General features: G+C 72.3%; 18 protein-coding genes. 6 read left to right on the top strand and 12 right to left on the bottom strand.

The features are described from left to right. The first annotated feature begins 98 nt into the window (after window positions 1–98). Window positions 99–590 carry a helix-turn-helix domain-containing protein gene (locus ABEB06_RS35765; protein ID WP_345701093.1) on the top strand — a complete coding sequence of 164 codons (492 nt, stop codon included), beginning with the start codon at window positions 99–101 and terminating at the stop codon, window positions 588–590. A gap of 424 nt (window positions 591–1,014) precedes the next feature. Here ABEB06_RS35765 and ABEB06_RS35760 read toward each other — a convergent pair whose 3' ends face one another. The 3 genes from ABEB06_RS35760 to ABEB06_RS35750 all read right to left on the bottom strand — a co-directional run bounded on the left by ABEB06_RS35760 (window position 1,015) and on the right by ABEB06_RS35750 (window position 3,197). Further along, window positions 1,015–1,572, bottom strand: coding sequence for a hypothetical protein (locus ABEB06_RS35760; protein ID WP_345701092.1), 558 nt, complete (start codon window positions 1,570–1,572; stop codon window positions 1,015–1,017). A gap of 168 nt (window positions 1,573–1,740) precedes the next feature. Beyond that, window positions 1,741–2,337 (bottom strand): NADPH-dependent F420 reductase, encoded by a 597-nt coding sequence (locus ABEB06_RS35755; protein WP_345701091.1) that lies wholly within the window; start codon window positions 2,335–2,337, stop codon window positions 1,741–1,743. A 41-nt stretch (window positions 2,338–2,378) separates the two neighbouring features. Further along, window positions 2,379–3,197 carry an inositol monophosphatase family protein gene (locus tag ABEB06_RS35750; protein WP_345701090.1) on the bottom strand — a complete coding sequence of 273 codons (819 nt, stop codon included), beginning with the start codon at window positions 3,195–3,197 and terminating at the stop codon, window positions 2,379–2,381. Window positions 3,198–3,334: 137 nt separating this feature from the next. Here ABEB06_RS35750 and ABEB06_RS35745 point away from each other — a divergent pair, with 137 nt between their 5' ends. Continuing rightward, window positions 3,335–4,240 (top strand): LysR family transcriptional regulator, encoded by a 906-nt coding sequence (locus ABEB06_RS35745; RefSeq protein WP_345701089.1) that lies wholly within the window; start codon window positions 3,335–3,337, stop codon window positions 4,238–4,240. Between the two features lie 30 nt (window positions 4,241–4,270). Here the strand turns inward: ABEB06_RS35745 and ABEB06_RS35740 are convergent, their stop codons facing one another. From ABEB06_RS35740 to ABEB06_RS35705, 8 genes are all read right to left on the bottom strand, one after another. Next, window positions 4,271–4,729: a hypothetical protein gene (locus ABEB06_RS35740; protein ID WP_345701088.1), complete on the bottom strand. Its 459-nt coding sequence runs from the start codon at window positions 4,727–4,729 to the stop codon at window positions 4,271–4,273. Window positions 4,730–4,843: 114 nt separating this feature from the next. Next, complete coding sequence (locus tag ABEB06_RS35735) at window positions 4,844–6,121, bottom strand: ROK family transcriptional regulator (protein WP_345701087.1); 1,278 nt, start codon at window positions 6,119–6,121, stop codon at window positions 4,844–4,846. 13 nt (window positions 6,122–6,134) lie between these two features. Further along, window positions 6,135–7,409 (bottom strand): sugar ABC transporter permease, encoded by a 1,275-nt coding sequence (locus ABEB06_RS35730; protein ID WP_345701086.1) that lies wholly within the window; start codon window positions 7,407–7,409, stop codon window positions 6,135–6,137. Further along, on the bottom strand, window positions 7,406–8,185 hold the full coding sequence (locus tag ABEB06_RS35725) for an ATP-binding cassette domain-containing protein (protein ID WP_345701085.1): 780 nt from the start codon (window positions 8,183–8,185) through the stop codon (window positions 7,406–7,408). The genes ABEB06_RS35730 and ABEB06_RS35725 overlap by 4 nt, the downstream gene beginning before the upstream one ends. Window positions 8,186–8,260: 75 nt before the next feature. Continuing rightward, window positions 8,261–9,355 (bottom strand): sugar ABC transporter substrate-binding protein, encoded by a 1,095-nt coding sequence (locus tag ABEB06_RS35720; protein WP_345701084.1) that lies wholly within the window; start codon window positions 9,353–9,355, stop codon window positions 8,261–8,263. A gap of 691 nt (window positions 9,356–10,046) precedes the next feature. Beyond that, a complete protein-coding gene (locus ABEB06_RS35715) occupies window positions 10,047–11,876 on the bottom strand; it encodes a family 43 glycosylhydrolase (RefSeq protein ID WP_345701083.1) in 1,830 nt (609 codons plus the stop codon). 448 nt (window positions 11,877–12,324) lie between these two features. Then, complete coding sequence (locus ABEB06_RS35710; protein ID WP_345702096.1) at window positions 12,325–13,653, bottom strand: ricin-type beta-trefoil lectin domain protein; 1,329 nt, start codon at window positions 13,651–13,653, stop codon at window positions 12,325–12,327. A gap of 452 nt (window positions 13,654–14,105) precedes the next feature. After that, window positions 14,106–14,699: a TetR/AcrR family transcriptional regulator gene (locus tag ABEB06_RS35705; RefSeq protein WP_345701082.1), complete on the bottom strand. Its 594-nt coding sequence runs from the start codon at window positions 14,697–14,699 to the stop codon at window positions 14,106–14,108. A 166-nt stretch (window positions 14,700–14,865) separates the two neighbouring features. On the opposite strand from ABEB06_RS35705, the gene ABEB06_RS35700 reads away from it, so the two are divergent. Continuing rightward, on the top strand, window positions 14,866–15,813 hold the full coding sequence (locus ABEB06_RS35700) for an alpha/beta hydrolase family protein (RefSeq protein ID WP_345701081.1): 948 nt from the start codon (window positions 14,866–14,868) through the stop codon (window positions 15,811–15,813). Between the two features lie 349 nt (window positions 15,814–16,162). On the opposite strand, the gene ABEB06_RS35695 is transcribed toward ABEB06_RS35700, so the two are convergent. Further along, on the bottom strand, window positions 16,163–17,500 hold the full coding sequence (locus tag ABEB06_RS35695; protein ID WP_345701080.1) for a GH1 family beta-glucosidase: 1,338 nt from the start codon (window positions 17,498–17,500) through the stop codon (window positions 16,163–16,165). Window positions 17,501–17,973: 473 nt separating this feature from the next. On the opposite strand from ABEB06_RS35695, the gene ABEB06_RS35690 reads away from it, so the two are divergent. The 3 genes from ABEB06_RS35690 (at window position 17,974) to ABEB06_RS35680 (ending at window position 21,346) form a co-directional block, all read left to right on the top strand. Continuing rightward, a complete protein-coding gene (locus ABEB06_RS35690) occupies window positions 17,974–20,250 on the top strand; it encodes a SpoIIE family protein phosphatase (RefSeq protein ID WP_345701079.1) in 2,277 nt (758 codons plus the stop codon). A 150-nt stretch (window positions 20,251–20,400) separates the two neighbouring features. Next, complete coding sequence (locus ABEB06_RS35685; protein ID WP_345701078.1) at window positions 20,401–21,063, top strand: TetR/AcrR family transcriptional regulator; 663 nt, start codon at window positions 20,401–20,403, stop codon at window positions 21,061–21,063. A gap of 82 nt (window positions 21,064–21,145) precedes the next feature. Then, entirely contained in the window at window positions 21,146–21,346 is a 201-nt protein-coding gene (locus tag ABEB06_RS35680; RefSeq protein WP_345701077.1) for a DUF1918 domain-containing protein, read from the top strand. Window positions 21,347–21,352 lie beyond the last annotated feature (6 nt).

The following is a 21,352-nucleotide window of genomic DNA, read 5'->3' as shown; positions in this document are numbered from 1 at the left end:
GACCGCCCGGACCACGACGCCCGGGTCGACGACCCGCGATGGCACCATCCGCTCGCCGTGCGGTGCGTGAACGACATCACCAAGGGTCGAGCGCCCTGGTGTTCGCCGACCGCCTGCTCGTGACCCTGGTCCACCTTCACACCGGGTTTCCGCACTCCGCGCTCGCCGAACTGCAGGACGCCACCTGCTCCACGGTCTCCCGGCCGTCGACGAGATCCGCCCGCTTCCGGCGACGCGCCAAGGCCGATGGGATCAGTGCGGGCCGCCCCGCGCCCGGCTGGAAGCACTACCGAGGAGACAGCTTGCAGTTCCGCCTCACCGACCTCACCCTCCACTGGGTCGGCATTGACGACACCACCCCGCCCGGCCACATCATCGCTGCCGGCCACGATCCCTTCGGCGATCTCCGGATCTTCCTCTGGGTCGGCAGTACCCCCGATGACGAAGCCTATCGCGGGTCCCTGCTGATAAAGCGCCACCGGGCCGTCGCTGTCTGCGGCCCCGACGGAAGCTACGTCACCGGCGCCGGCGAGCAGACCGCGCACCTGGCCCGGCTCGCCGACAACGGCGTTCCTCAGGCCGACGATTGAGGAACTGTACGATGGAGCCAGGCTGCCGCCACCCACCTGGCACCGGCCAGGCGGTCCCTCCTGGTGGCCCGGACCGTCTTCGGTACGACCTTCGGCACCGTCTGGCTGATCACCCACGACGTCCGGGGCGGGCAGCCGGGTCCGCGCTGCCGCTGACCCTGCGGGACATTTGCTGGACCGAGGAGGGCCGGATCAGCGCGGAGGTGGCCCGGGGAGTCAGGACCGCACGCGGCACCCGTCTCACCGCGCCGCCCTCCTGGTGCGCTCGGCGCCGTACGACTGGCCCCGAGGCCGGGGGTCCGGCGTTCTGTCATGCCCGCGTGCCGGGATCACCGTACTGGTGTCGGCACCTCAGGATCCTGCGCCGCGTGTCTGTGCAGCCGGGCAGTCACAGCGCCGCAGGCTCGTCGTGCCCCGGGCGGCTTCAGGGGTGCGGCAGGTCGTTCGGGTCATGCGGGTGGCCCTCGGTGTTCCGACTCGGATCGGCTTCGGCATCCCGGCGGTCCAGAGCCTCCGCGGTCGCGGGGTACTTGGCGCGGAGCCGGTCCCGGAGGGACTGGGCGGGCTTGCCGGCTTCCGGTCCCGCGTCGGGTTCCACCTCCGCGTCGGGTTCCGCCTCCGCGTCGGGTTCCGCCTCCGCGCCGGAGACCACGGCTCCGGGTGCACGCAGCCGCGTCAGTTCCGCTTCCAGCTCGGCGACACGGGCCTCGAGTCGCTGCACGTCCCGGGTCGCGTCCTTGTATCCCTGCTGGTTGCGCCTGGCGAGGTCGGTGAGGGTGTCCACCCGGTCCGCGAAGGCGTCGCGTTCGGCGGCGATCGACTGCACGACCTGGTCGGCGACGACTGCGGCGATCCAGTCGACCCATTGGTTGATGCACTCGGTGCCCGGGTGGCCGATCAGCGCGACATCCTGCAGGCCGTTGAGCATGGCCGGGCGGATGGTGTCGGCGATGCGCTGCTGCGGGCCGGGCTGCTCGGTCACAGCTGCTCCTCGGTGGACGATTCGGGCGGCTTCGCCGGCCGCTCCGGTGCGGATGGTGTCGGCGAACCGATCGTCCCACGCGCCGGCTGTCCGATCGACGCAGGCGAGCCCGCCGAGCCGTCGACGGGCAGGCCCGTGGTCGCGGAGGCCCCGCGGTCCGGGGTCGGGTCAGCGGGCGATCGAGATCGCGAAGGGGACGAATCCTTCGGAGCGGATCACGTGGGGGACGAAGAGGACCGCCGCCTCCGTGGCGCGGGCGGTCCGGATCCCGCCGAGGTCGGTGATCCACTCCTCGCGCCAGCCGAGGTCGGCGAGGAGTCCGCGGACGGTCTGCTTGGCCCCGGGATCCTCGCCGGAGACGAACACCGTGGGCGTCTGGGTGAGGGCGGCCGGCGCGGTCATCACCGGGAAGAGCATGGTGTTGAGCGTCTTGACGACGTGTGTTTCGGGGAGCGCTTCCTGGAGTTGCTCGGCGAGGCTGGAGCCGGGGTGGATGAGGTCGGCGGGCAGTCCGTCCGGTCCGTCGACGGTCGCGTTGGAGACGTCGACCAGGATCTTGCCGCGCAGTTCGTCGCGCAGGGCGGCGAGTCGTTCCGGGGAGCCGGCGCCCGGGGTGGCGTTGATGACGATCCGGGCCGTTCGGGCGGCGGCGGAGGCGGCGCCCGGCGTGCGGTCCGCCACGGTCACCTCATGCCCTGCCCGGGTGAGGGCGGTGGCCAGGTTGCCGCCGACGCGGCCGTTTCCGAGAACGGCGATCGTGGTCATGATGATCCGGTCCTTCCGTGGGTACGGGTTGTGGTGGGGAGTCAGCGGGAGAGCGTGGCGACGGCCTCGGCATGGACGCCGGGCGCGGCGGCCAGGAAGCTTTCGCTCCGCGGGGTCCAGGGGCGGCCCTCGGCGTCGGAGATCCGCCCGCCGGCCTCGGTGACGAGGAGCGCGCCGGGCAGCAGGTCCGCCCGGGCACCGGCGAACTGCCAGAAGGCGTCCGTCCGGCCGGCGGCCACGTCCAGCAGGTGCAGGGTCGCGGGTACGGCGACGCGGACGACGAGCGCGTCGAAGAGCATCGCGGTGATCGAGGAGCCGACGCGCCGCACGACCTTCTCGTCCTCGTCCGGCCGGGCCTGGCTGGTGGCCACGATGCTCAGGCCGAGGTCCGCGGTCTGGGAGACGTTCAGCGGCCGGCCGTCGAGGTGGGCGCCCGCGCCGGTGAGCGCGGTGTAGGTCTCGCCGGTCAGCGGCAGGTGGACCGCGGTGAGCACCGGCTGGTTGTCGCGCACGAGGGTGGCGGTCACCGCCCACTCCGGTAGGGCGTGCAGGTGGTTGACGTTGCCTTCGGCCGGATCCACGACCCACCACTCGCCGGGCGGCAGCGCCCCGCCGTCCAGCTCGTCCTCCACCCAGCCGGCGTCCGGGCGCAGGCCGGTGAGGCGGGGGCGCAGGATGCCGAGGGCCGTGTCGTCGTTGGCGGCGAGCTCGATCATCAGCTCTTCGCGGTTGGTGTACCGGACCACCTCGCCGTACCGCTCGCGCAGGGCCGAACCGGCCTCACGCACGGCGGCCGCGGTCCGGTCGAGCAGGTCGGCGTCGGAGACGGTGACGTCAGTGGTCTGAAGAGTTTCGAACATGGGTGTACTCCCGTCTGAGCAAGGGGTGTTGAGGATTCCGGGCCAGGCGGGGCGTTCCGTCCTGCGCCGTGGTGACGACGCTATCCGCCCCATCCATTAACCTCAACTGCATGTCAAGCACGACTGGGATGACTCCCGTGCAATTGGATTTGAATCTGCTCACCGCGCTCGACGCGCTGCTGGAGGAGGGCAGCGTGGCCGGGGCCGCCGAGCGCCTGCACGTCACCGCCCCGGCGATGAGCCGGAGTCTGGGCCGGATCCGGCGCACGACCGGGGACCAGATCCTGGTGCGCACCGGCCGCACCATGACCCCGACGCCCTATGCGATCGCCGTCCGGGAGCAGGTGCACGAGCTGCTGCACCAGGTCCGGGGCGTACTGGCACCGAGCCGTGCACTCGATCCGGCCACGCTGGAGCGCACCTTCACGCTCCGCTGGCACGACTCCCTGGTCGCCCTCAGCGGCCCCGCGCTGCTCGCGGCCGTACGCGGACAGGCGCCGGGCGTGCGACTGCGCTTCGTCGCGGAGTCGAGCGCCGACACCCCCGGACTGCGACGCGGCGAGGTCGATCTGGAGGCGAACGCCAACCTCCCGGGCGCACCCGACATCCGCGCCGAGCACGTGGGCGAGACCCGGCTCGTCGCCGTCGTGCGGCAGGGGCACCCCCTCGCCCGCGCCCGAACCGTCACCGCCCAGCAGTACGCCGCCGCCGAACACGTCACCGTCTCACGACGCGGAAACCTCGGCAACGCCGTCGACGACGCCCTCGCCCAGCTCGGCCTCACCCGCCGCGTGGTGGCGGCCGCCCCCACGGAAGCAGCCGCGCTGGAGTTCGCGCGCGGCACCGATCTCCTGATCACCGTCCCCGAAATCACCACCCGCACCGCGGTCGCCGACCTCGGCCTGATCGCACTCCCCCTTCCGCTCGAACTCCCCGCGGCACGGGTGTACCTGTCGTGGCACCAGCGCTACGACACCGACCCCGCCCACACCTGGCTGCGCGCACTGGCGCGCACCGCACTGGCCACCTGCGAGGAGTCGTAGCGCGGCCCCGGTCGGCGGGGGCGTGCCGGGTCAGTCGCAGATCCCGAAATGCAGGACGGTGGCCCAGTCGCCGGTGACCAGCAGCAGGTTGCGCCACCAGATGTACCCCGTGTGCGGGCCGTCGACGTCGCCCGAGCTCAGGACGGGTCCGAGATGTGCTCCGATGAGGTCGGCGACGCCGTCGGCGAGTTCACCGGCCCGCCGGATGTCGGCCGGCGAGGCCGGGCCGGGGCCCGAGTGCCTGGCGGCGGGGCTCATGATCCCCTCGGTCACCTGTCGGCGGAAGACGTCCCGCCACGCCCGTGGGGACTCGAACAGCGCGACCGAGCCCACCCGGTGCCCACTGGGCCCCGCGTCGAACACGGCTTGCGCGAGACCCTTCACCGAGTCGTGACCGCGTGCGGTCCCGGCCACCGGGACCACGTGGAACAGGTGGATGAACGAGACGAAGACGGATTCGTCGAGCAACTCCTCAAGTTGTTCCGCCACGGCTGACACCGCGTCCGGAGCGTCGAGCGGGTTCACCACGGGTCCTGGGTCCTCTCGCGCGGTTCCGCGGCTCCGCGGCTGGTGGCCCGTCGGCCTGCTCCCGTTCGGGAAGCGTCAGTCGGCCCGGGTACGGACGGGCTCGGTGTCACGGGGCGGGCCCGGCGGGCCCTGGCGTTGCTCCGAGATCCGGGTCAGCGTCTCCAACGGCCGGGAGAGCACCTCGGAGAACGCCAGTTCGGCGGCGCCGATCAGGACGGTGTCGGCGCCGAGTTCGCTGACCCGCAGCCGCAGGTTCTCCCGCACCGCGGCAAGGGTGTTGGTGTTGATCTGGCTGCGCACCTGCGCGGCGGATCCGAGGAAGACGTCCCGGAGGGTGCCGCCGAGGACGACCAGGTCCGGGTCGAAGAGGTTGGCGACGTTCGCGATGCCGATGCCGAGCCAGTCTCCGACGCGGTGCAGGGCCTCCCGCGCGGTGACGTCCCCGCGGTCCGCGGCCGTGACCACCGACCGCACGGCGTCGGCCCCGGTGACGCGGCCGTCCCGGCCGGCGGCTTCCAGGAGGGCGCGCTCCCCCGCCTCGGCTTCCAGGCAGCCGCGGGCGCCGCAGCCGCACGGCCGCCCCCGGTACGGGTTGACGGTCATGTGGCCGACCTCGCCGGCGTATCCGCGTTCGCCGCGCAGGAGTTCACCGTCGATGATCACTCCGGCGCCGATGCCGATCTCGCCGTGGAGGTAGACGAGGTTCTGGCTTCCGCGGCCGATGCCGCGCCGGTGCTCGGCGAGCGCGCCGAGATTGGCCTCGTTCGCGACGAGGACCGGGACGTCCGGGAGGTCCGGGCGGAGCCGGTCGGCGAACGCACCGGCGAAGTCGACGCCCTTCCAACCCATGTTGGGGGTGAGGCTGACCAGCCCGTCGGGGTGGCGGACGATGCCGCGTACCGCCACGGCGACGCCGACGCACGAGCTGCCGGCCGGTGCGCGGGCCAGCATCTCGTGGGCGAATCCCGCGAGGACGGCGGCCACCCGCGCGGGGTCCTGCGGGTGCCCGTCGGGCCAGGGGCACTCGCGCCGGTCCAGGAACACGCCGCCGAGTCCGATGAGGGCCGCGGCCAGGCGCTCCACGCCCAGGTCCACCGCCAGGACGTGCACGCGGGCGGGCTCGGGCCGGACGACCAGCGAGGGCCTCCCGGCCCGGCCGGTCTCCTGCGGCAACTCCTCGCGGACCAGGCCCGCGGCCGCGAGATCGCCGACCAGGCCCAGGATGGTGCTGCGGTTGAGGCCGAGCCGGGTCGCCAGGACGGCCCGCGAGGTCGGCCCGTCGAAGTGCACGAGGCGCAGCAGGGCACCCAGGTTGTGCTGGCGGACCTCTTCCTGGGAAGGACCGGCTTTCATCGGCGGGCGACCCTCATCGTCGGGCTGTGCGGCGGCGGGACATGGCGTCCACACCGGCAGCCACCAGCAGAACCGATCCCGTGACAGCGTACTTGACGCCCGAGCTGTATCCCATCAGGCCCATGCCGTTCTGGATCACCGCGACGACCAGGCCGCCCAGCACGGCGTCGACGACGCGGCCGCGACCGCCGAACAGGCTGGTGCCGCCGATGACGGCGCTGCCGACGGCGAGCAGCAGGACGTTGCTTCCGCCGGTGTTGGGGTCCACGGAGTTGCCCCGGGAGGCGGCGATGATGCCGCCGACGGCCGCCAGGCAGGAGCAGATGACGAAGGCGGCGGTGCGGATGAAGGTGACGTTGATCCCGGCCCGGCGGGCGGCTTCGGCGCTGCCGCCCACAGCGTAGACGTGCAGGCCGAAGCCGGTCCGCTGCAGGGTGAACGTCCCGAGCAGGACGAGGGCCCCGATCACGGGCACGACGACGGGCACGCCGGTGAGGGAGCCGATGACGATGTTGCGGCTGCGCTCCTGGTTGAGCAGGTACACGGCCGCGCCGCCGAGCACGACGACGGCGCCGGTCCGGATGGTGAGGAGTGCCACCGGGGTGCCGGCGAGGCCCCGGCCGCGCCGGTCGCGGCTGCGGCGCAGTTGCAGGGCGGCGTGTCCGGCGGCGCAGCAGGCCAGCAGGGCCCAGCCGAGGGCGGGGCTGAGGTTGTCGTTCGCGATGGCCAGGATGGTGGGGTCCTTGATGGAGACGTTCGTGCCCTCCTTCAGCAGGATCAGGACGATGCCCTGGAAACCGAGGAACGCGGCCAGCGTCACCACGAAGGAGGGGATGCCGACCTTGGCGACGAGCGTGCCGATGAGCAGGCCGATGACCGCGCCGGTCAGCATGGCGGCGGCGACCGCGGCGTACCAGGGCCAGCCGTGGTCGGTCAGCAGGATGGCCAGGACCGCGGCGCAGACACCGCTGGCGTATCCGGCGGACAGGTCGATCTCGCCGAGGAGCAGGACGAAGACCAGCCCCATGGCGATGGCGATGCTGCCCGCGCTCTGGGTGAGCAGGTTGGCGAAGTTCAGGTTGGACAGGAAGACCGGGCGCAGGAGGGAGAAGAACACGCACAGCACGACCAGGCCGGCGACGGCGGGAAGGGCGCCGAGCTCGCCCGCGCGCACCTGCTGGACGTAGCCGCGGCCGATGTCCGCCAGGCCGGCGGTCAGGGGCCGGCCTTCCGCGGGGTCGGTGGGCCGGTTCGGCCGCTCGGGCTTCTGGGGGGCGAGCGCGGTCATGCGGCGGCTCCGTTGGGGGTGGTCCGGGGGCCGAGGTCGCCGCTGCGGCCCGAGGTGATCAGTTCGACGACCTGGGAGTGGGTCACGTCGGAGGCCCTGACCTGGGCGGCCATCCGTCCGAGGTAGAGCGCGGCGATCCGGTCGGAGACCGCGAAGACGTCGTTCATGTTGTGCGAGATGAGGACGACGGCCAGCCCGTTGTCGGCCAGCCGGCGCACGAGTTCCAGGACCTGCGCGGTCTGGGCGACGCCCAGCGCCGCGGTGGGCTCGTCGAGGACCACGAGCTTGCTGTTCCACAGCACCGCCTTGGCGATGGCCACGGTCTGGCGCTGGCCGCCGGAGAGGCTGGAGACCTTCTGGCGCAGGGACTTGACGGTCCGTACGGAGAGCCCCCTGAGCGTCGCGGCGGCCATCTCCTCCATGGTCGAGTCGTCGAGCACCATGCCCCGGCGCTTCTCCCGGCCGAGGAACATGTTCTGCACGATGTCGAGGTTGTCGCACAGCGCGAGGTCCTGGTAGACGATCTCCACGCCGAGTGCGGCGGCGTCGCGCGGGCTGTGCACCTGGACGGGCCGGCCTTCGAAGAGGTAGTCACCGGCGTCGATGGGGTGGATCCCGCCGATGCACTTGACGAGCGTCGACTTGCCCGCGCCGTTGTCGCCGACGAGTGCCGTGACCTCCCCCGCGTAGGCGCTGAGCGCGACGTCGTGCAGGACCTGGACGGGGCCGAAGCTCTTGTCGATCCCGCGCAACTCGAGAGTCGGTGTTTCTGTCATGGGTGAGGCTCCTGGGGATGGGCGGAGCGGGCCCCGGGCCGGCGGCGGCCGGGGCCCACCGGTAGGGCCGAGCGCCTACTTGATGCCGGCCTTCGCGCACAGCGCGTCGTAGTCGCCGGTGCACAGCTGCGCCTTGGTGACGTAGCCGTCGGTGATGACGTCCTGGATGTTGCTCTTGGTGATGGCCTCGGGGGCCAGCAGCACCGACGGGACGTCACGCTTGCCGGTCGGGTCGTTGACGGTGGCGGTGGTCTGGCTCTTCTTGCCTCCGGCCAGCTCCACCGCGAGGGCCGACGCCGCGTCGGCCTCCTTCTTAACGGCCTTGTAGACGGTCATGCACTGGTCGCCCGCGAGGATGTTCTGCAGGCCCTGCACGGTGGCGTCCTGACCGGTGATCGGGACCTGCCCGTTGCGGTGGTTCTTGCGCAGCACGGCGATGGCCGAGTTCGCCAGACCGTCGTTGGCCGCGAGCACCCCGCCGATGTTCGGCTGGCTGGTGTACATCTGCTCGAAGATGGTCTGGGCCTGGGCGTTGTCCCAGTCGGGCACCGACTGGTTGGGGCCCTTGGTGTACTCGCCGGAGGCGTACAGCGGGTCCAGCACGCTGTTGTAGCCGTTGGCGAACAGGGTGGCGTTGTTGTCCGTCGGGGAGCCGTTGAGCTCGGCGACGACGGGGTTCTTGGCGCCCGTCTCGCTCAGACACTTCGCCAGGCCCTGGCCCTGGAGCTTGCCGACCTGGGTGTTGTCGAAGCTGACGTAGTACTGGGCGGAGCCGCCGAGGGTGAGCCGGTCGTAGTCGATGGTGGCCACGCCCTGGGCCTTGGCCTTGTCGAGGACGGCCTTGCCGGTGCCGCTGTCCAGGTTGACGATGACCAGCACGTTCACGCCACTGGTGATCATCTGGTCGGCGATGGTCTGGAACGCCTGCTTGTCGCCCTCGGCGTTCTGGATGTCGTAGTCCACGCCGGCGGCCTTGAAGGCCGCGGCGAGGTACGGCCGGTCCGCGGTCTCCCAGCGGACGGACGACTTGCTGTCCGGCAGGATCACGCCGATCTTCGGCTTCTTGGCGCCCGCCGAGTCGGCACCGGAGCCCGAGGAGCCGCAGGCGGTGACCGTGGAGAGCAGGGCCGCTGACACGGCAGCGGTGGCGAACAGGAATCCCTTGCGCATGGGCAGGGTCCTTTCGAGGCGTGTCCGATCTGCGCCGGACGTGCGTGGCTGATGAAGGGTGGGGATGGGCACGGGCACGGAGCGGGGAAGCAGCCGGCCCCGGTTTGTTGCCTGCGACAACATACGGCCTGCGATAAGGGCCGCCAAGCCCTCGCGTCGACCCGCGTGCGTAACGATCGAGTCACCGGAACGCGGCCGGGCATTGGTTGCCCCCAGGTGCGCCGAACGCTCAACTCGGCTCGCGGGCACGGGTGGAGACCTCCCCGGCCGGGACCGCCGCGGGCCTCCGGTTCCGTGGTCCCTGATCAGTCACGTTCTTCACGGGCCCACCCGACCCACGTCGGCTCCCGTCCGGAACCGGGGACGCGGTGCGGCCGTCGGCGGCGCGAGGCCGGACCATGAGCAGCGTGATGGCGATGTCGCTCGCCCACGGCGGGCATGCTCGCCGGCTCCGACAGCATCGACGACGTCGACGTGCTGCGGCACGGCGCGATGGCGGAGGCGTGTCGCGGGGTCCGGGCACCGTCCGCGCCGGGAAGCTTCCAGCGCGCGCCCGCCTCGGGCCGGGCGCGCCGACTGGTCACGCCGCAAGGACGTTCGCGTGCAGCCTCGCCGGTCACCGCCCGGCCGGCGAACGGTTCTGGACGGGGTCGGGCGACGAGTTGCCGGCCCGGGCCCGACCCCGCGGTGGTCAGCTCTTGCCGGTCAGGCGCCAGACCTGGTTCTTCTTGGTGGCCAGAGCCGCGGCGGAGTCACACGTCCACTGGTGGACCAGCGCTCCGGCGGTGGTGGAGATCCCGCTGACGTCCACGCACTTGCCGCTGTGCACCGCGACGAGCTGGTAGTCGTTGGCAGCGAATTGTCGCAGCGTGAACTGCTGGTTCGTGCCGCCGTGGCAGGTCCACTGGTTGACCGCCGCGCCGTCGGCGGTGGAGACGCCGCCGACGTCGAGGCACTTGCCGCTGTAGCGGTTCACCAAGGAGTAGGTGTCCGCCACCCCCGCCACCGGGCGGAAGTCGAACCGCTGTTCCTCACCGGTGCCGCAGGTGTACTGCCGGTACTGGGTGCCGTCGGCGGTGCTCTGGTTGGGGTCGTCCAGGCAGTAGCCGCTGTGCTGGGCGACGGCGGTCGACGAGAAGGCGGGCCGGCCGGAGGTGAACTGCCACCAGTCCATGTTGAACAGGGACCCGCTGCCACCGGCGAAGCGCAGGTACAGGTCGTGGGTCCCGGTCGCACCGGCGACGGGGCACGAGACCGTGCTCCAGGTCTGCCAGCCCCCGGTGCCTGACACCGTGCACGTCCCGACCGTCGGCCCGGTGGCACTGTCCAGGTGCAGCTCGACCCGGCCTCCGCTGGTGGCCGAGGCCACCCTGGCGGTGAACGAGCCGGCACCGGCGCCGAACGCCACGCCCTTGACCTTGGTGTAGTCGCCGTTCTCGATCCAGCCGATGTTCATCCCGCCCTCGCTGGAGGGTTCGGTCTCGATGCCGCTGCCCCACGCGATGGTCTCGGCCTCCTGGCGGACGTAAGGATCGAGCGTGCCGGCCTGCGGCGCCCCGGCCGTCGTCATGTTGATCGTCGGAATGGTGCCGTCGGCGTTGTAACTGAACTTCTCCACCGCGACCGACCGGGTGTAGCCACCGCCGCCCGGCAGAGCGCCGTTGTGGTAGAAGAAGTACGAGCCGCCGTTGAAGTCGACGACGCCGACGTGGTTCGTGAAACTGCCGCCCTGCGTGGGCATGATGGTGCCGCGGTACGTCCACGGTCCGGTCGGGCCGGGCGAGGTGGAGTAGGCGATGGACTCGGAACAGCACTTCGCCGCGAACACCATGTAGTACAGGCCGTTCCGCTTGTAGAACCACGGGCCCTCCTCGTACAGGGTGGGCCGGTTCGCGTCTCCCGTGCGGGTGCCGAACCCCGCGGTGGTCAGCGGTATCTGCGTCGGGCTGCCGGAGTACGAGATCATGTCGGCGTTGAGCCGCACGTACCACAGCCTCGGGTTCCCGTAATACAGGTAGGCCTGCCCGTCGTCGTCGATGAAGACGGTGGGGTCGATTTCGGAGTTCTGGATCAGCGGGCCGCCGATCGCGTCACGGAACGGCCCGGTGGGGCTGTCCGAGACCCCGACTCCGATGGCTTGCGACCCGTTGGCCATGCGCACCGGCACGTACCAGTAGAACTTGCCGTTGCGGTGGACGGCCTGTCCCGCCCAGGCGTCCGCGCCGGCCCAGCTGAAGGTCGCCAGGCTCATCGGCGAGCCGTGGTCGGTCCAGTTCACCATGTCCGACGAGGACCACACCCGCCAGTCGCGCATCCTGAAAGTCGTCGAGTTGTCCTCGTCGTGCCCGGTGTACAGGTAGACCCGGCCGTTGTGGACCAGCGGTGCCGGGTCGGCGGTGTAGATGTGCTGCACGATCGGGTTGTCCGCGTGGGCCGCGGCCGGAAGCAATGCCGTCGTGCAGAGAAGGATCGCCGTCAGGGCGAGGAAGCGTTGCGACCACCGCCGACGTGTGAATTCCATTGTTCGAGTCCCTTTTTCGATGGGATGGCAGGGGATGGCGTGCTGGGGTCGCGCGCCCGGTGGAATCTCCGCGGCCGACCCCGGGTCCGGGTCACCGGCCCGGCCGGGCCCGGTCTCCGTGGTGGCACTGCTGGGACGGCCGCCCCGCTCGTGCCGGGGCTGCGGCGAGAGGTCGACGCGCTGCTGCCGCACCTCCCCGGCGTCCTGGCCGGACTGCTCGCCGAAACAGCCAGGGCGCGTGCGCGGCGACCCGAGCCGGGGACGGGCGGCGTTGTCGTGAGGACCTCCCCCGCGCACTCCGGTGCCGGGCGGGAGGACCCTGCACGGGAGAACCCTGCGCGGGAGGACCCGGCGCGGGAGTCCGCGGGCGCGCCGGGTCCGGTCCCGCGATGGCGGGCGCGCCGGGTCCGGTCCCGCGATGGCGGGCGGACCGGCCCCGGAGCCCTGGTCAGTTGCGGAAACTCCACTGCTGGTTGCCCGCGCCCGAGCAGCTCCACAGCTGGATCTTCGTCCCGTTCGCCGTACCCGTGCCGGTGGCGTCCAGACACAGGCCCGACTGGACTCCGGTGACGGTGCCGTTGGAGTTGACGTTCCACTGCTGGTTGGTCTGCCCGTTGCAGTCCCAGATCACCACGGCGGTCCCGTTGCCGGTCCCCTTGGCCGAGGCGTCCAGGCACTTGTTGCCGTAGACCATGAGCTGCTTGCTCGCGGTGTAGGTCCACCGCTGGTTGGTGCCGCCGTGGCAGTCCCACAGTTGGGCCTGGGTGCCGTTGCTCGTGGAGGAGCCCGGGATGTCGGTGCAGCGGCCCGACGCCTGGCCCACGATCTCCTGGCCGGTGCTCGGAGGGGTGGGGGTGCTGGAGCCGAACTGGCTGAAGAACTTCCACACCTCACCGGACGTCCAGGTGCGCCAGCCGTCGCAGGTGCACCCGTCGATCGGACCGGGGTCGTGGCCCGCTCCGTCGAACGCGGCCCAGACCACCGGATACCCGGGCTTGCACCCGGAGTAGGTGGTGACGACGTGCGTCAGGCTGCCGGAGGCCGGCTCGGGCGGGTTCTGCGGGGTGCAGCCGTTGTTCCTGACGAACTGGTCACGGAGTGCCCGTCCCGAGGAGATGGGCAGGACGTTGTCGCGGAGGCCGTGCAGGCCCATGTACGCAATCGGCTGCGTACCGCCGCTGCATCCGCTGAGGTTCGCCCCGGCGTAGACCGCGACCCCGCGGAAGACCGTCGCCCGGGCGCAGGCGAGCGCGTAGCTCATCCCGCCGCCGTAGCTGAAACCGGCGGCGAAGAGCTGCGTCGTGTCGATGCACAGGCCGGCTTCGAGCTGCCTGGTCATGTCGTCGACGAAGGTGAGGTCCTGGCCGTTGGAGTTGGCCCAGCCGTTGTCGAAGCCCTGTGGTGCGACGAAGACGGTGCCGTTGTTGTCGGCGTCCGCCAGCCGCCTGAGTCCGTAGTAGGACCAGTTGTACCCATCGGTGCCGCCGGAGTCGACGTCATTGGCGGTGCCGCCCCGCCAGTGGAACCCGAAGACCAACCGGTAGGGGCGGTTCTGGTCGTAGTTGGCGGGGACCCGCAGGATGTAACTGCGGTTCTGGCCGCTGCTGGTGATCGTGCGGGTGCCGCTCGCCAGCGACGGCGCCTTGCCGCAGCCGCCGCTGGCCGCGGCGGCGGCTGCGACCGGAGCGGCGACCGGAGCGGCGGACGTGACCGGGGCGGCGGTCGCGCTGAGGCCGGTGCTCAGCGCCGTGCTGATCGCCGCCACGACGACGACCATCGGGGCCAGCAGGCGCGTGAATAAGGAACTGCGTTTCACGGGCTCTTCCTTCGCTGCGGGTGGACAGGAGTTCAGGGCGCCGGCGGGCGGATCTTCTGCGGGCCGGTTGAAACGGTTCGTTCGATCGGGGTGGGACGCCGCCTGGTGCGCGCAAGGGAGGCCCACCCGAAACTGTTAGCGCTAACAATCGCGCCGAGGCTTTCTCCTCCACCGAGGGGTGGAACGTGTGGTGAAGGCGACGGCCGCAGCCTGCATCACTCCGTACGCGCAGTCAACCCTTCACGCAAAGGCGGCCGACGGGCCTCGGACCCGGCTTTCCTGCGCGGGCGCCCGGCTACCCCTGCGACCGCGCCCGGTGGGCGGCGATCACGTCGCGGTACCAGGCGCAGGACGCCCTGGGGGTGCGCTTCCGACCCTCGAAGTCGACGCGGACCGAGCAGTTGCCGTCGACGTCACTCCGACGGGTGGCGCTGCAGTCCGCACAGGAGCAATTCGATCAGGTGCCGGGGATCGTACTGCGGATCTCCGCCTCCGATGCACAGGTTGCCGATGCCGCGCATGAGTTCGTAGGGCCGGGTGCCCGCCCTGATCTCACCGGCATCGACCGCGGCATCGAGCAGCCGCCCGCAGACCGGCAGCAGACGGTCGAGGAAGTAGCCGTGCAGCGCGGCGAAGCCGCTGCTGTCCGACTGCATGGCGTCGGCCAGTCCGTGCTTGGTGACCAGGAAGTCGACGAAGAGGTCGATCCACTGGCGCAGCGCGACGACCGGGGAGTCGGCGCCGGCCAGCAGCACCGGCCCCGCCTCCGCGCACTCCTCGATCTGATGGCGGTACACGGCCGTGACGAGATCGGCCCGGGTCGGGAAGTGCCGGTAGATCGTTCCCGTCCCCACACCCGCCTTGGCCGCGATCCGGCGGATCGGCGCGTCGACGCCGGAGGCCACGAACACCTCGGCGGCGGCCGCGAGCAGCGCCTGTTGGTTGCGCAGCGCGTCAGACCGCTTGCTCCGGGCCGACGCCCTCCCCGTGGGGCTCTCGCTGGACACGGTTCTCCCTCCGACACCCGTTGACAAAGCGGAACGATGTTCCGGATAGTAAACGGGACAGCGTTCCGCTTCAGGTTAGCCGAAGCGGGACGCAACTGCCCCATGCCCGCCGCCACCCGACCGGGGCCGGCCGCGGCACCCACCGCAGTAAGGAGAACCGCTCGCCATGAGCGCATCCAACCCCACCGCACCCGTCCCCGTCCTGTCGTACAGCCCGGTGGCCCTGCCCGTGCCCGGACGTCCCGTGGACCTCCACGTACGCGTCTCCGCTCCCGCGTCCGGAACCGGTCTTCCCGTCATCCTGCTCTCCCACGGCCACGGCCCGTCGAACAACCTCTCATCGCTGAACGGCTACGCACCGCTCGCCAACTCCTGGGCGGCACAAGGGTTCGTCGTCCTCCAACCCACCCACCTCACCTCCCGGACGCTGAGCCACCTGGTCGCCGACGCCCCGGGCGCACCGGACTTCTGGCGCTCCCGCGCCGAGGACATGAGTCACGTCCTCGACCGGCTCGACGTGATCGAGCGCACCGTGCCACAGCTGGCCGGACGGATCGACCACACCAAGATCGCCCTGGCCGGACACTCCCTCGGCGGCTTCACCGCGGCCCTCCTGCTGGGCGCCGGACTCAACGACCCCGGCACCGGGAAGGTGGTGCACCTGGTCGAGTCGCGGATCAAGGCGGGCGTACTGCTCGCCGCGCCCGGCAGGGGCGGCGACGTCCTCAACGGCCCCATGGCCGAGCAGTGGCCGATCATCGGGGCCGTCGACTTCTCCACCATGGCCGCTCCCACCCTGGTCGTCGCAGGCGACAAGGACGACTCCCGCCACTTCACCGACGTGGGTCCGGACTGGCACGCCGACCCCTACACCCTCGCCCCCGGCCCGAAGTCCCTGCTCACCCTGTTCGGGGCGGAGCACGGACTCGGCGGGATCGCCGGATACGACGCCGCCGAGACCACCGACGAGAACCCCGAACGGGTCGCCGCCGTCGGGCGGCTCACTGCCGCCTACCTCCGCAGCCGGCTCCACCTCGGCGACACGGCCTGGCAGGCCGCATGCGAGGCGCTGGGAACCGACCCCGACCCGATCGGACGAGTCGAAACCAAGTAGACCGCCCGGACGCACGGCAATCGGAATCACGCCGGGCGAGGACGGCCCCGACCGGGGACTGCGTTCGCCGGGCAGTGCCCGGCGTCGTCAGGCTGCGCGCTGTGACCGGGGAGACGGGGATCCGCTGCGGGCGGCGGCATCATCGCGCCTCTCCTGACCTGCCGCCCAGCCCGGCCTCAGGTTCAGCGCTACGCCATGGGCGCGTCCCCCCTCCGCGAGTCTCGCCCTGCGCATCGCTCACGGATCGGTCCGGGCGGCCGGCACGTCCGTCGGAGGCGACCCTCCGCTCCGAGGGCGCTCTCGAACCCGCATGGGTCCCGACGGGCACAACGTCGAGCGGATGGCTCGACTACGCAGGAATCTGGTTTCGATGAGCAGCAATCAGCTCGCGGTACCAGGCGTACGAGGACTTCGGGGTGCGCTTCTGCGACTCGAAGTCGACGTGGACCAGGCCGAAGCGCTGGTGGTAGCCCTCGGCCCATTCGAAGTTGTCGAGCAGGGACCAGGTGAAGTAGCCGCGCACGTCGACGCCTTGGGCGCTCGCGGCGGCGAGGGCGTCGAGGTGGCCGGCCAGGTAGTCGATCCGGGCGGTGTCGTCGAGCAGGTCGTCCGTGGAGCAGCCGTTCTCGGTGATGGTGATCGGCGGGAGGGCGGAGCCGTAGCGTTCGCGCAGGCCTACGAGGAGTTCGCGCAGGCCGTCGGGGACGACGGGCCAGCCGAAGTGGGTGCGGGGGACGCCGTCGATGGGTGCCTCGGCGAACGGGAGGCCGGGCTCGGTGGGGGCGGCGATCCGGGTGGGGTTGTAGTAGTTGATGCCGAGGCCGTCGAGCGGGGCGGCGGCGATCAGCGCGAGGTCGCCGTCGCGGACCGCGCCGCCCAGGTCGGGCCCGACGCCGTAGGCCGCGAGGTCGGGGTAACGGCCGAGCAGCAGCGGGTCGTTGAAGAGGCGGTTGTGGAGGGCGTCGTACGCGTCGGCCGCGGCCTCGTCCTCGGCGGAGGTGGTGGCGGACCGGACCGGCGTGCAGTTGTTGGCGATCAGTACCTGCGCGCCGCGCTCGGCGAGCACGCCGGCTGCGAGGGCGTGGCCGAGCAGTTGGTGGTGGGCGACGGGCAGGGCGTCGAGCAGCAGGGCGTGTCCGGGGGCGTGGATGCCGAGCGCGTAGCCGTAGACCATGTGCACGAAGGGCTCGTTGAGGGTGATCCAGGCGGGCACCCGGTCACCGAGCCGGTCGGCGACGGCGGCCGCGTACTCGGCGAAGCGGTGCGCCGTGTCGCGGTTGAGCCAGCCCCCCGCGTCCTCCAGGGCCTGCGGCAGGTCCCAGTGGAAGAGCGTGGGGAAGGGGGTGATGCCGGCGTCGAGGAGTCCGTCGACCAGCCGTTCGTAGAAGTCGAGCCCGGTGGCGTTGACGGGGCCCCTGCCGGTGGGCCGGATGCGCGGCCAGGCGATCGAGAATCGGTAGGCGTCGAGGCCGAGGCCGCGCATCAGCTCGATGTCCTCGGGATACCGGTGGTAGTGGTCGCAGGCCCGGGCGCCGCTGTGCCCGTCCCGGACGGCGCCGGGGCGGTCGCAGAAGGTGTCCCAGATCGACGGGCCGCGGCCGCCCTCGGCCACCGCGCCCTCGATCTGGTATGCGGCGGTGGCGACGCCCCAGCGGAAGTCCTGCGGGAGGTTGATGCGGTGCGGCACGGCCGGGCTCCCTGTCGACGATGCTGACGATCTCACGGCGGCCACGAAGGCCACGCGGGCCACGCGGGCCACGCGGATGCCGCCACAATATGAGCTTCCCTCACGTTTGCGCCAGTAGCTGGTTCACCCGGCCCTCGGCGTCGGCGAGCAGCTCCGGGACGTCGGCGTTCCGGTCCTTGAGGACGGTGCGGCGCGTGGTTGTCGGCCGGGACGATGGCCGCAGCGGCCTTGGCCCTGTGGTCGGCCCTCAGGCTCCCGCCGACGACGGAGAAGAAAGAAGGGTTGCGGGAGCCACCCGCCGTCGGCCGAGGGCGTTCCGGGGCCGCCGCAGGCGGCGCTGAAGAGCGCCCGGCCGGTCAGGGCGAGCAGAACGACCGGTCTCCGGACGCTTGTCATGGCGATTTCGTACCATCGGGCTGGTTGCAAGGCCCGCGGGTAGCGTGAGGAGAAGGTCCGTCCGTCGGGAGGCCGCCATGACAGTGCCCGGGGCAGCGGGGCAGCCGCCCGGCACCCCGTTCGGCCCGGGGACGATGGCGACCGCCGTCCTCGACCGGCGCGGCACGGTGATCGGCTGGGACGCCTCCGCCCAGGAGCTGTACGGGTACCGGGCGGACCAGGTGCTCGGCCGGCCCGCCCGCTCGGTCCTGGTCCCCGTCGACGGGCGATCGCTCTTCGACGCGGCCGACGCCCCCGTCGCGTCCGGGGGCGACCGGTGGGCGCTCCGCCGCCCCGGCGGGGCCGTCGACGTGGTGCTGTACGTCCTGCGGCTGGGCCCCGACGGCGCCGGCCCGGCGACCGCGGCGTGGGGCATCGTGTCGGTCGCCGCCGAGCGGATGGAGCGCTGGGCGACCGACCAGGCGATGCTCACCGGCCTGTCCGCGCAGTCCCCGATCTCTCTGTCGGTGATCGGGCCGGACGGACGGGTGCGGTGGGTCAACCCCGCGACCGAAGAGGCGTTCGGCTTCACCCGCGCCGACTGGTTCGGCCGCCCGGTCAGGGACCTCTTCCCCGCGGGCGAGATCGTCTCGCCGGGCCTCGCGGGCCGCTCGCTCGGGTCGGTCGTCGACCAGGTCCTGCGCACCGGCGAACCCGTCGTCGACCTGCACTACCGCAGCCCGGCACCCGGGGCCGGGGGCCAGCCGTCCGTGTGGTCCTGCTCCTACTTCCGCCTCCAGGACGACACCGGCCGCGACCTCGGCGTCTGCGAGTCCGCGTTCGACATCACCGACCGGTACGAGGCGCAGCGCCGGCTCGAACTGCTCAGCCGCTCCAGCGGCATCGGCACCACCCTGGACCCGGCCCGGACCTGCCGGGAGCTGGTCGCCGCCGTGGTGCCCGACCTCGCCGACGAGGCCCGGGTGGACCTGGCGGAGCCCGTCCGCACCGGCGCGCCGGACAAGGACGGGCCCGCGCCGGACAGGCCAGCGCCGGACAGGCCAGCGCCGGACGGCCGACGGCTCGTCCTCCCGCTGGCCGCCGGATCGGCCCGGCTCGGCGAGGTCACCCTGCTGCGCACCGGCCCCCGCGGCCCGTTCGACGATGCCGACCTCGCCGTCGCCGCCGAGCTGATCGCCCACACGGCCGTCTGCGTCGACAACGCCCGCCGGTACGAGCGGGAGCGCGCCACCGCGCTGCTGTTCCAGCGCAACCTGCTGCCGCAGGAACTGCCGCGGCACACGGCCGTGGAGACGGCGCACCACTACGTGGCGGGCAAGGGGCCGGGCGGGGTCGGCGGCGACTGGTACGACGTGGTCCCGCTGTCCGGCATCCGGGTCGGGCTGGTGGTCGGCGACGTCACGGGCCACGGGCTGCCGGCCGCGGTGACCATGGGCCGGTTGCGGACCACCGTGCGGGCCCTGGCCGCCCTCGACCTCACGCCCGAGGAACTGCTCGGCCGCCTCGACGACCTGGTCGGCCAGGCCCGGATCGGCACCGACCCCGGCGAGGCGGACGGCACCGACCCGGCGCTGGGCGCACGCTGCCTCTACCTGGTGTACGACCCCGTGCACCGGCGCTGCGCGGCGGCGAGCGCCGGCCACCTGCCGCCGGTCCTGCGCGCCCCGGGCGGCACCGCCGCGCCGCTGGACCTGCCGGCCGGCCTGCCGCTGGGGGTCGGCGGCATGCCCTTCGAGGCCGCCGAGTTCGAGATCGCCGAAGGCAGCCTGCTGGCCCTGTTCACCGACGGCCTGGTGACCGGCGGGCGGCAGGACCCGGACGCCGGCGTCGCCGGGCTCTGCCGGATCCTGGACGAGCACGCCGACCTGCCACCGGACGCGCTGCGGCGCCGGATCGCGGCGTCCGGCCTGCCCGACGGCGGCCGGGACGACGCCGCACTGCTGCTGCTCCGGCTGCACGCGCCGGCCGCGGACGACACGGCCGACTGGCAGATCGCCCCCGACCCGGCGGAGGTGGCCGGCGCCCGGGCCGCCGTCGGCGACCGACTCGCCCTTTGGGGGCTGGAGTCGGTCGGCTTCGCGGTCGGACTCGTCGTCAGCGAGCTGGTCACGAACGCGATCCGCTACGGCGCCCCGCCGGTGCACCTGCGGCTGCTCCGCGACCACGACCGGGCCCTGCTCTGCGAGGTGTCCGACAGCAAGGAGACCTCGCCCCACCTCCGTCGGGCCCGCCCCGACGAGGAGGGCGGCCGCGGCCTGTTCCTGGTCGCCGGCCTCGCCGACCGCTGGGGCACCCGTTACACCCGCGAGGGCAAGACCGTCTGGGCCGAGTTCCCGCTCCCACCGGCTCACTGACCGGGCCGGCCACCCGGCGGCCCGGCACCGACACTCGCCCCTCGGCTCCGACCCCGCCCCTCGGCGCCGACCCTGCCCCTCGGCGCCGACACCCGCCCCCCGACCGGCGGTGATTGGCCCCGTCGGGCGCGGATGCGGCAGAGTGGCGCCATGAGAGCGCGGACGGACAGCGGCGTGCAGGGCGGCAGTGGGGCTGCGGTCCGCCGGCGGCCGGTGCAGCAGCGCAGCCAGGAGCGGTACGAGCGGCTGCTCGACGCCTGCGCGGGGCTGCTGGACGAGGTCGGTGCCGGGGCGCTGACCACCAAGGAGGTCGCGCAGCGCGCCGAGGTGCCGATCGGCACCCTGTACCAGTTCTTCTCCGGCCGCGAGGGGTTGCTCGCCGCACTGGCGGAGCGCAACCTCACCGCCTACCTGGCCCGCCTCGCCGCCCGTACCGCCGGCGCCTCCGGGCCCGGCTCGCTCGCGACCTTCGTCGACCTGGCGGTGGAGGAGTTCGTGGCGATGAAGCGGACCGTCCCCGGCTTCGGGCACCTGGACTTCGGCCTGGTCGACGCGGTGCCGGCCGGTTTCGGCGACGACACCCACCTGCTCGACGACGACCTCGACAACAACGCGGCCGTGGCGGTGCGCCTGCGGGCGATCGGCGGAGAGCTGTTCGCCGACCCGGGGTACGGGGTGTCGCTGCGGGTCGCGATGGAGTGCGCGGACGCGGTGCTCAAGCTGGCGTTCCGGGTCGCTCAGGACGGCGACCCGGCGCTGATCGCCGAGTGCAAGCGGGTGCTGCTGCGCTACCTCGCCCCACCGGCGGCGTGACCGGCCCTTCCATTGCGGGCCGCCGCCACCCGCCGCAGAGTGGAGTGAAGGCATCCGCCCGCACCCCCCATGGGAGCAGAGCATGCAAGCCACAGTGGGTGACCACGTCCACATGTACAGTCGCAACATCGGCATGATCGACCGCAAGGGCGAGATCCTGGAGGTCCGCGGGGCCGACGGCGAGCCGCCGTACATGGTGCGCTTCGAGGACGGCCACACGGGACTCGTCTACCCGGGGCCGGACTGCGTCGTCGAGCACCGCAACGCCGAGGAGCAGCGCTGATACCTG

This window comes from Kitasatospora terrestris (assembly GCF_039542905.1).
GTDB lineage: Bacteria > Actinomycetota > Actinomycetes > Streptomycetales > Streptomycetaceae > Kitasatospora > Kitasatospora terrestris.
The sequence above is the reverse complement of the archived record's forward strand: the minus strand, read 5'-3'. Positions and strand labels throughout refer to the sequence as shown.